The 9,424-nt window shown below is 67.9% G+C and carries 9 protein-coding genes and 1 tRNA gene; 1 reads left to right on the forward strand and 9 read right to left on the reverse strand.

The window, feature by feature from the left end:
* The 9 genes from D6682_08110 to clpB form a co-directional block, all read right to left on the reverse strand.
* Positions 1-249: cytochrome c (locus D6682_08110; GenBank protein ID RMH49982.1), on the reverse strand; the 249-nt coding region annotated here is incomplete at its 3' end.
* A gap of 15 nt (positions 250-264) precedes the next feature.
* Positions 265-1,479, reverse strand: coding sequence for a transporter (locus tag D6682_08115; GenBank protein RMH49983.1), 1,215 nt, complete (start codon positions 1,477-1,479; stop codon positions 265-267).
* A gap of 481 nt (positions 1,480-1,960) precedes the next feature.
* Positions 1,961-2,500, reverse strand: a complete 540-nt coding sequence (locus tag D6682_08120; GenBank protein RMH49976.1) for a response regulator — start codon at positions 2,498-2,500, stop codon at positions 1,961-1,963.
* Positions 2,497-3,813, reverse strand: a complete 1,317-nt coding sequence (locus tag D6682_08125; GenBank protein RMH49977.1) for a sensor histidine kinase — start codon at positions 3,811-3,813, stop codon at positions 2,497-2,499. The genes D6682_08120 and D6682_08125 overlap by 4 nt, the downstream gene beginning before the upstream one ends.
* Positions 3,810-4,277, reverse strand: a complete 468-nt coding sequence (locus D6682_08130; protein RMH49978.1) for a copper chaperone PCu(A)C — start codon at positions 4,275-4,277, stop codon at positions 3,810-3,812. Before D6682_08130 ends, D6682_08125 begins: the two co-directional genes overlap by 4 nt.
* The gene (locus tag D6682_08135) at positions 4,268-4,924 is read right to left on the reverse strand and encodes an SCO family protein (GenBank protein RMH49979.1); all 657 of its coding nucleotides are present in this window, start codon (positions 4,922-4,924) and stop codon (positions 4,268-4,270) included. Before D6682_08135 ends, D6682_08130 begins: the two co-directional genes overlap by 10 nt.
* Positions 4,864-5,349, reverse strand: a complete 486-nt coding sequence (locus tag D6682_08140) for a four-helix bundle copper-binding protein (protein RMH49980.1) — start codon at positions 5,347-5,349, stop codon at positions 4,864-4,866. The genes D6682_08135 and D6682_08140 overlap by 61 nt, the downstream gene beginning before the upstream one ends.
* A gap of 182 nt (positions 5,350-5,531) precedes the next feature.
* On the reverse strand, positions 5,532-5,894 hold the full coding sequence (locus D6682_08145; GenBank protein RMH49981.1) for a hypothetical protein: 363 nt from the start codon (positions 5,892-5,894) through the stop codon (positions 5,532-5,534).
* Positions 5,895-6,071: 177 nt separating this feature from the next.
* Complete coding sequence (clpB, locus tag D6682_08150) at positions 6,072-8,639, reverse strand: ATP-dependent chaperone ClpB (protein RMH49984.1); 2,568 nt, start codon at positions 8,637-8,639, stop codon at positions 6,072-6,074.
* Positions 8,640-8,801: 162 nt separating this feature from the next.
* On the opposite strand from clpB, the gene D6682_08155 reads away from it, so the two are divergent.
* Positions 8,802-8,876 (forward strand) — tRNA-Gly (locus D6682_08155).
* Positions 8,877-9,424 lie beyond the last annotated feature (548 nt).

Here is a 9,424-nt window from a genome sequence, read left to right on the forward strand (position 1 = left end):
GTAGGCGGCGATGCGGCGCCACTGCTCGTCGGGCAGGGTGATGTTGCGTTCGGCCATGCGCCGTTTCATCACCCGCAGCATATGGCGCCAGTGGGTCCAGTCGAGCCGCTTGGGATGGGGCAGCGCATGGCAGACGCTGCAGCGGGCAGCAAAGAGCCGGGCGCCTTTGCTGTCGGCGTCGGGCAGCTCCATGGCTTGCGCCTGCCCGGAGCAGAGCAGCAATACGCTGATCAACATTGCTTTTTTCATGATTCCGTTCCTCCTTTAGAATCCCAGCGCGGCGTCGGCCGGGGTGTGGTCGAGCGCGCGCACGCTGGCGGCGGTGGGGAACTCGATGTACCAGGTGACGGCCACCCGCCACTTGTCCTTGAGCTGCAGGCCGTTCATCCGCTGCCACAGCGGCAGCTGCACACCGACATCGACGATCTGCAACGGCACCGGCTGCCACTGCACGCCGACGGTGGCAAAGAGCTGCGACTTGCCGGTGTTGGCCGGATCCCACAGCGGCGTCGTGTAAGGTGATGTGGCATCCCCCTGAGTGGCGTGGCCGGAGGCGCCGCTGCGCGCCTCGTCCGCCTCGCCGTGGATGCGCCCCTGCCAGTCGCCGTTGAGCTCGCCGTAGAGCACCCAGGCGTAATGCGGCTGATACATCAGATAGCCGTCCACCTGCGTGCGGTCGCCCAGCCGGTAGCCCCGTTTGTTGTGGCCGCTGCGCAGGGTGTAGCGGGCATCGAACCCCCACCACCACGGTGAGTTTGAGCGCTGGTAGAGCAGGCCGAGGGAGGGATCCCAGGTGCCGCTGCCCAGCTGCATGCCGTAGGGCAAAAGCTCCTTCTGCCGCATGGCCAGCGGATGGGTGGTGTTGCGTTCGTCGATCGACCCGGTGGGGATCGAGAGTCCGCCGAAGAGCGACACCTCCCGCGACGGGATCAGGCCGTCGTCGGCGTAGAGGCGGTACTTGGCCATCAGCATGGTGTCGGCCAGCCCCTTCGACTTCATGGTGAAGCCGCTCTGACCGGCGGTGTTGGCCATCATCGACGAGAAGCGCATCGGCATGCGGTTGTCGGCGTACATCATCATCACCCCGGCGAAGAAGTCGTCGGTGAAGCTGTAGCCCGCCGCCAGGTTGAGCATGCGCATGTCCATCGATTCGGGCGCGGCCATGTATTTGCCGGTCGGCTTGCCCATCATCACCGGCATGCCGAGCACGCCGTTGATGTCGGTATCGCTGCTGCCGGAGCGCAGCCCGGCCATGTGCATGACCATCGGCTGCAGCTTGAGCCGCAGCTCGTGGGTCTCCGGAATGCCGCCGCCGGGAACATTCATCGGCATGTTGCCGCCGCATTTGCCGCAGCAGAGGCCGATGTAGGCCGCAGCCGGTGGCTGGAAGGCGCACAGCGCCACCAGCCCAATGAGAATGGATCTCCAGAACATGAGTATTGTTTCCTCCGTGTGGTTCGGTGCCGTTGTCCGGTGCATGTTGTCCCGAAAAACAGCCTTGATTATCAATAGATTGAATACATGCACGCCGCTGTTGCGGGCGCAGAAGAACCGGCCGCGCGCATGCGCGGTGTTCAGCCGGTGAGCGTTGGGCTCTGGATCGGAGGAGGGGGTGTCGGCGGGTGTGGCCGGAGCGTGTGCCATCCGGATGGGGTGTGTGCCACCCGGACCGCATCGACGGGTGTGTGCCGGGGCGCCGCATGGAGAAGGGAGGGCGGCAACAGGTGGGGCAGCCCGTCCAGATCGGCGTGACAGCCGCAGCCGCAACGGATGGCGGCATCGTGCGTGCTGCGACCGGATGGTGCTTCGTGCAACACCGGGGAAGTCGCCCCGGCGGCAGTAGACCGCGGCGCTGTCGGCAGGCGGCAGGTGACCGCAGCGGTCGCCGGCAGGGTGGTGACGCTGACCAGGGCGAAGAGCAGCAACAGCGCGATGCTGCGACGCAGGGTACGGGCTCCCGTCACGGCCGCGGTGGAGGCGGGTACTTGGCCAGCTTGCGCTGCAGTGTGCGCCGGTGCATGCCCAGCGCACGGGCGGTGGCCGAGATGTTGCCGTCGTGCTCGAGCAGCACGCGCTGGATGTACTCCCACTCCAGCCGTCTGGGGTGGAGCGGCTTGTCGGGGATGGGGGGATCCCCCGCCGCCGGCCGGTCGGAGAGTGCCGCCAGCACCTCGTCGATCGTCGCCGGCTTGGGCAGGTAGTGGACCGCGCCCGACCGTGTCGCCTCCACCGCCGTGGCGATGCTGGCGAAGCCGGTGAGGATCACCGCCCGGCAGGCCGGCTGCTGCGTGCGCAGATGGCGCAACACCACCAGCCCGGAATCGCCGCCGCCGAGGTTGAGGTCGATCACCGCGTGGGTGAAGCGCAGCTGACCGATCAGGGTGCGTGCCGCATCGGCATCGGCCGCGTGCATGCTCTCGATCCCCCGCCGCTCCAGCGCACGGGCGAAGACCGCCGCGAAGGCGGCATCGTCATCGACCAGCAACAGCAGCGGCTTCACGCCGCCACCGGCCAGAGCAGCCGCACCACCGCCCCGCCGCTGTCGCGGTTGGCGATGTGCACCGTTCCCTCCAGCTGCTCCATGACGAAACCGACCAGAAACAGCCCCAGTCCCTTGCCGCCCGCGCGGCCGGCAAGCGGCACGCGCCCGGCCTGGTGGAGCAGATCGGCGTCGAAGCCCCTGCCGTCATCCTCCACCGTCAACTCCAGCCAGCCATGCCGGGATCGCAACGAGTCCGTCTGTGGACTTGTCGCCCGACGGGTGCCGCCCTCTTGCGCAGCCGTCACGCCACCGTCGGCCGCCAGCCGCACGACGATCTCGGTCGCCCCCGCCTGCCGGGCGTTATCCAGCAGCACCACCAGCACCTGGCCCAGCAGCGCGTCGACCGGCGCGGCGGGCAGGCTCCCGACCACCTCGCGCCGCAACCGCAGCCCGGGATGGAGGGTGTGCCACTCCTCCAGCGCCCGCGCCACCAGCTGCGCGACCGGCAGTGCCCTGCCGTCTCCAGCCAGCGACCGCCCCCGCTCGGCCAGTCGTTCGAGCACCGCGCGGCAGCGGTCGATCTGCTCGGCCAGCAGCCGGCAGCTTCGCTCCCGCTCCGCCGCATCGGAGGCCTGGCGCAGCTCCTCGGTCAAGAGCAGCATGGTGTTGAGCGGCGTGCCCAGCTCGTGGGCATCGAACGCCGCCTGCGCCCCCATCGACACCACCGCACGCTGGCGCAGCCACCGCTGCTGCATCCCGGCCAGCTGCAGCGCATGCCGCCTCCGCTGCTCGGCCATCCGCGCCACCACGCTGACGATCAGCACCACGCTGAGCACGAAGGAGAACCACATCCCGACCAGATGGTGGTGGAAGCCGCCATCCGCCGTCGTGCGGCCGAAGATCGGCGCATACCAGCGCATCAACACCGTGTAGGCGGCGATCACGGCCAGCGCCAGCAGCCACGCCTGCCGCTGTGGCAGCAGTAGCGCCGCGACCAGCACCGGCAGCAGGTAGAGGGAGATCAGCGGATTGCTGTAGCCGCCGCTCAGGCAGAGCAGTGCGGTGAGCAGCGCCACATCGAGCCAGAGCTGCCCCTGCAGCAGGCCGACCGCCGCCCCGCCACGCCGGCAGAGGCGTATTACCGGCAGCGATGCGGCCAGCGCCAGCCCGAAGAGCAGCGCCAGCCACAGCTGGTGGGCGGGCGGGCTGCCGATGGCGGTCATGTAGGCGAAGAAGAGGGCGAACAGCGCCAGCATGCAGCCGCGCAGCACCAGCAGGTGCAGGGCGTGCCGCGTCTCGTCCCGCCGATCGACGGCGGCAGAACCGCTCAACGCAGATCGACCACCGATGCATCGACGGCGACCTCCGCGCCCGACCGGGTACGCAACACGATCGGCACCCGATCGTCGCGCCGCATCGGCCTCTTCAGCCCGATGAGCATGAGATGCACCTTCCCCGGCGCGAAGCGGAAGGCGCCGTGCGCCGGCACGGTCACCGAGGGGATGGGGGCCATCTCCATCACGCCCCGGATCATGCGCATCCGGTGCAGCTCCACCTTGCGGCAGACCGGGCTGCGCGCGCCGACGACGACCACCGGCCGTGCACCCCGGTTGCGCAGGGTGAGGTAGGCGACGCTGTTCTCCGACACCGGCGGCACCAGCCGCACCCGCGCATCATCTACCGCCAACGGCGGATCGGCCGCCGTGGCGTGGACGGCGAAGGGGAGCAGCGCCGACAAGAGCGCCGGCAGCCAGCAGCGCGGCGGCCTCAACCCGCCTTGCCCCTTCACAGCCATGCGCGCATCGCCGCGGCAATCGCCTCGGCTCTGGTTCCGTCGCCGAAGAGGTCGACCAGCCGCCCCTGTGGATCGATCAGGTAGATGAAGCTGGAGTGGGAGACCGCATACTCCGCTCCCGGGGCGTGCGGCGGGATGCGGTAGCTGACCCGCCAGGCGGCGGCGATCCGTTGCAACCGTTGCGGCGTGGTCGTCGCACCAACCATGCGCGGGTCGAAGAAGGCGGTGTAGCGCTTGAGCAGCTCCGGGGTGTCGCGCTCCGGATCGAGGCTGACGAAGAGCAGGGCCGTGCGTCTCTGCATGGCCTGCGGCAGCGAGCGCACCGCCCGCGCCATCACCCCCAGCGCCGTCGGGCAGGCATCCGGGCAGTGGGTATAGCCGAAATAGAGCAGCACCACCTTGCCGCGCAAGTCGTGCAGGGCAAGCGCCCCATCGGCCGAACGCACGGAGAAGTCGCCCCCCATGCCGCGCGCCCAGGGTGGAATCTGCGGCGTCAGGCGACGGGCGAGCCACCCGCCGGTGGCGGCCAGCGCGCTCAGTGCCAGCGCAACGGTCAGCCAGAGGAGGGGACGCCGCAGTTTGGGGCTCAGGCCAGATGCAGGTGCTTCTTGCAGGCATCGACACAGCCCGCGCAGGCATCGGCGCATGCCTTGCAGATTGCGTGCTTCTTCGCGTGTTTGTCGCACTCTTTCTTGCAATCCCCGCAGATCTCGATCGCCAGACGGCAGGCGTCATCGAGGAAGGGGCTGTCCGAGGCGGCAAGATAGGCGTGCGCCTGGCAGAAGTTGCGCATCTGCTCGGCACTGCGCAGGCAGTCGATGATCGTGGCATCCCCCTCCTTGATCAGGTCGAGGCAGTGCACAATGCAGTCGTTGCCTGCCTGAATGCAGTGGGTAATCGCATCGACCATGGCGGCGTGCTTGCGCCCGTGCATCATCTTTCTGCCGGCCCCTTTGCCGGCAATCTCCCGGGCCAACGCCGATCCTGCGCCGGCCGACAGCGCCAGCGCCGCCGCACCCGCGCCCACCATCAACGCCCTGCGCCTATCGTCCAACGGTGTCTCTTCATGCATGCATATAACCTCCTGTGCATTCCATGTACCGACCGCAATCGGCTGTAGCGAAGGCTAATGGGAAAGAGCGCCGGGCGGGATGCGACCGATTGTCGCAGTCGTCAAAAAACAGGGGGCAGCCTGTCGGCCGCCCCCTGTCGATCACCACCGCCTGCAACCCAGGCGGAAAAGGCAAACGCGCCTTAGATCTTGCCGCGTGCCACCGCGTCGAACAGCGCCTTGGCCGCCTCTTCCTCGTGGCCCTTGATCAGCTTCTTGTACTGACCGGTCATCATGCCGGCCCTGCTCTTCCACTTGCCGTCGGCGGCGATCATCTTGCGGTCGGATACCTTGAAGCCGGACTTGAAGACCGCAGCCAACGCATCGGCGCTGCCATAGGCGGCGGCCACATCCTTCCACGCCGGACCGGTCTTCTTCTTCTTGACCGAATGGCAGGCCTTGCACTTCTTGACATTGAAGCCGCCCGCCTGGGCATCGGCCGGCGCCATCACACCGGCGCCCATCACAAACGCGGCCGCAGCCGCCATCACCATCACCTTCTTCATGATAGCAAACCTCCTCATCAGAAGAATCGAGCGCCGCAGCAGATGCCAACGCCGCCCCGTGGCGCAATGGTGACACGCCGCCCGCGGCCTGCAAGGGGAAAAATTGCACCCGGCGGGGGAGTGGTGGTGGCACCACGGCCGCCGCCGCGGGCGCCCCCCACGGCGGGGCCGACGCAGCTAGCGGATCACCAGCGCGTCGCCGTCGGCATCGAGGGTCAGCTCCGTGCCCGCCCCCTCGAGCAGCCGCCGGGCCAGCGGCGTCTCGACATGGCGCTGGATGAAGCGCTTGAGCGGCCGGGCGCCGTAGTGGACATCGTAGCCCTCGCGCGCGATCAGGCTGCAGGCGGCGTCGGTCATGGTAAGCCGCACGCCGCGACCGGCCAGCCGTTCGGTCAGATCGCGCATCAGCAGCCGGACGATCGCCTCGGCCTGCTGCTGCGACAGCGGACTGAACTGGACCACCTCGTCGATGCGGTTGAGGAACTCCGGCCGGAAGTGGCGACGCAGCAGCGCGGTCACCTCCGCCCGTGTCTCGTCGTTGACCCCGCGCTCAAGCAGCAGATCGCTGCCCAGGTTGCTGGTCATGATGACGATTGTATTGCGGAAGTCGACCGTGCGGCCGGAGGAGTCGGTCAGGCGGCCGTCGTCGAGCAGCTGCAGCAGGATGTTGAACACATCCGGATGGGCCTTCTCGATCTCGTCGAACAGCACCACGCTGTAGGGCTTGCGCCGCACCGCCTCGGTGAGCTGGCCGCCCTGATCGAAGCCGATGTAGCCCGGCGGGGCGCCGACCAGACGGGAGACGGCGTGCTTCTCCATGTATTCGCTCATGTCGATGCGCACCATCGCCTCCTCGGAGTCGAACAGCGTCGCGGCCAGCGTGCGGGCCAGCTCGGTCTTGCCCACGCCGGTCGGCCCAAGGAAGATGAACGAGCCGATCGGCCGGTCGGGATCGTTGATGCCGGCACGGGCGCGCAGCACGGCATCGGCCACCTTTTGCACCGCCTCGTCCTGACCGATGACCCGCTCGTGCAGCGCCGACTCCAGCCGGAGCAGCTTCTCGCGCTCCCCCTCCATCAGCCGGGCGACCGGCACACCGCTCCAGCGGGAGACCACCTGGGCGATCTCCTCCTCGGTCACCTCCTCCTGCAGCAGCGTGCGCTCCTGCTTCTCCTTTGCGGTGGCCTGCTCCAGTTGGCGCTCCAGCTCGGGCAGCTTACCGTAGCGCAACTGGGCCACCCGCTCCAGGTCGTAGGCGCGCTCGGCCTGCTCGATGGCCAGCCGCGTCTGGTCGATCTCCTCGCGCAACGCGCGCACGCGGCCGATCTCCGCCTTTTCCGCCTCCCAGCGGGCGGTCAGCGCGTCGCGCTCGCTCTTGAGATCGGCCAGCTCGCGCCGGAGCGCCTCCAGCCGCTTGCGGCTGGCTTCGTCGGTCTCCTTGTTGAGCGCGGTCTCCTCGATCTCCAGCCGCATCACCTTGCGGGTGATCTCGTCGAGCTCGGCCGGCATCGAGTCGATCTCGGTGCGGATCGAGGCGCAGGCCTCATCGACCAGGTCGATCGCCTTGTCGGGCAGGAATCTGTCGGAGATGTAGCGATCGGAGAGGGTGACCGCCGCCACCAACGCCGCATCCTGGATGCGCACGCCGTGGTGCAGCTCGAAGCGCTCCCGCAGCCCGCGCAGGATGGAGATCGAATCCTCGACGCTGGGGGCGTCGACCATCACCGGCTGGAAGCGCCGCTCCAGCGCCGCATCCTTCTCGATGTACTGCCGGTGCTCGCTCAGCGTGGTGGCGCCGATACAGTGCAACTCGCCCCGGGCCAGCATCGGCTTGAGCATGTTGCCGGCGTCAGTGCTGCCCTCGGTCTTGCCGGCGCCGACGATGGTGTGGAGCTCATCGATGAAGAGGATGATCCGGCCGTCGGAGGCCTTGATCTCCCTGAGCACCGCCTTGAGCCGCTCCTCGAACTCACCGCGGTACTTGGCACCGGCCATCAACGCGGTCATGTCGAGCGCGAAGATGGTGCGATCCTTGAGCCCCTCGGGCACGTCGCCGGCGACGATGCGCTGGGCCAGCCCCTCGACGATCGCCGTCTTGCCCACCCCCGGCTCGCCGATCAGCACCGGGTTGTTCTTGGTCTTGCGCGACAGGATGCGGATGACGCTGCGGATCTCGCTGTCGCGGCCGATGACCGGGTCGAGCTTGCCTGCCCGGGCCTGCTCGACCAGATCGATGCCGTACTTGTTGAGCGCGTCGTAGCTGGCCTCGGGGTCGTCGGTGGTCACCCGCTGGTTGCCGCGGATGGCCTGCAGCGCGCCGAGCAGCGCATCGCGCGTCACCTTGTGGGCGGCGAGCAGCCGTCCTGCCTCGCTGGAATCGCCCTCATCGACCAGCGCCAGCATCAGGTGCTCGACCGAGATGTACGCATCGCCCAGCTTGCCCGCCTCTTCCTCGGCGGCGGCGAACAGACGCTCCACCCGCTGCGTCACATAGAGCCGATCCTGACCGCCACCCCCGGTGGTGACGCGCGGCAGCCTGGCCAGCGCCTGCTGCACCGCCTCGGTCAGCGCCGACAGATCGCCGCCGCAGCGGGTGACCAGCTGCCCGGCCAGCCCGCCCTCCTGCGCCAGCAGCTCGGCCAGCAGATGCTCGCCGTCGAGCGCCTGGTGGTGCAGTCTGGCGCAAAGGGTCTGGGCCGAGGCGAGCGCCTCGCGCACCTTCTGGGTCATGCGGTTGGGGTCGATCATGGTCTGCTCCTGTGCTGGCGGAATGGGCGGCAGGGTTGCGGAGTCTCGTGCCGCGCTCTTATTCGTAAGGGGAGCCAGGTGGCGATTCAAGTGACGGCTCTGGACGGCCACGCTCCCTTGGCTAGCATTCCGCATCCACCCTGCTGCGGGAGCTCTCTTGCGGGCGTCGTATAATGGTTATTACCCAAGCTTCCCAAGCTTGTGACGCGGGTTCGATTCCCGCCGCCCGCTCCAGTTTCCCCTCCCCCTTGGCCTCCCCATCCACTCAGCCATTGGCAGCCATTGGGGTCGGACCATGGCAACATACTGTAATCAAACGAAAAAGCCCGGATCTCGCTGGGAAAATCGAGCTTAGAGTGGCCTTTTTGGGTGTGAAAAGCACGCTCTAAGCGGAAGGGCCAGGTGAGATGAGGGTATTCGCGAGGCGACTTTGCTCGCGAACAGATGCTTCCAAGCCTAAAATCGATGGACGTTACGGCATAGGCCCGGTGGCTGGCTGCTCAAATGCTTCCACCGCACCACAATACGGCCTGAAGGCCCGCCCGGATGCTACGACGAACACGACATCCGCACGCATCTGGGCCGCCGCTTCGAGCTGCTCCGGCATTGGGACAGCGCCTTCTCCGGCCGCGAGGGCGAGGCCCCGCCGAACGCCGAATGCGCTGTTCTGCATGCTTCGCCGCAAAAACGATTGACTGGAGGACACCGATGACCGACCTGTTCACCCCATTCCACCTGGGCGCGCTCGTGCTTCCCAACCGCATCGTGATGGCGCCGATGAC

The organism is Zetaproteobacteria bacterium (assembly GCA_003696765.1).
Taxonomy (GTDB): Bacteria; Pseudomonadota; Zetaproteobacteria; order Mariprofundales; family J009; genus RFFX01.